The following is a 622-nucleotide window of genomic DNA, read 5'->3' as shown; positions in this document are numbered from 1 at the left end:
AAGACTATCATTTAGGGACCGTTATGAAGGCATTCTGTGGCAAGTCCATAGTATTACTGATGCCTGCTTCATCTCTTGGCACAAAAGAGCGAAAAAGCAGAACTTAAAATCACCAGCTTCTGCCCAAGGATCTCTCAATATTCAGGCAGCAACTTACAGTTATTTCTACTTTCAGCATCACTTTACCAGCCGAACTTGCCTCAAGGAATATCGCGCAGAAGCATTTAGGCAAGTACAAACAAAGCTGCCTAAGTATATCCACTAGGTTTTCTCTGCGCCTATCGAAAGTTAATGTGACAATGCCCACTTCGGCAAAGCACAAGCCATTTTAAACAAAAAAGAAAGGATCAAACGAAAGACTATCGAACAAAGACGCTTGCAGCACCGCATGATCGCCGCCTAATATAAATCAATTAGATGGAACCAACACTCTGATCAAATAAGCTACCTCAAATGACAAATGTTCTGACGACCGACAACTACAGTATATGGGGAACAAGATGCATCTTAGAGTAAATACGGTGGGCCCTCTATTTAGAACTATTCTGATTTGGATCGCACTTCTAGTGATTTTTTGCAGGTTAGCTTATGCAAAGGATATCATTTTGATCGTTCCTAATAA

Annotated in this window: 1 protein-coding gene and 1 pseudogene; both read left to right on the top strand. The window is 40.7% G+C overall.

Annotated elements, in window-relative coordinates:
* A partial coding sequence (locus V7723_RS19720) for a hypothetical protein (RefSeq protein WP_443024270.1) occupies positions 1 to 265 on the top strand: 265 nt, incomplete at its 5' end.
* Between the two features lie 33 nt (positions 266 to 298).
* Positions 299 to 403: pseudogene (locus V7723_RS19885) on the top strand (PEP/pyruvate-binding domain-containing protein); the annotation flags it as partial.
* Positions 404 to 622: the final 219 nt, after the last annotated feature.

Origin of the sequence: Sneathiella sp., assembly GCF_036960985.1 — a bacterium.
GTDB lineage: Bacteria > Pseudomonadota > Alphaproteobacteria > Sneathiellales > Sneathiellaceae > Sneathiella.
The sequence above is the reverse complement of the archived record's forward strand: the minus strand, read 5'-3'. Positions and strand labels throughout refer to the sequence as shown.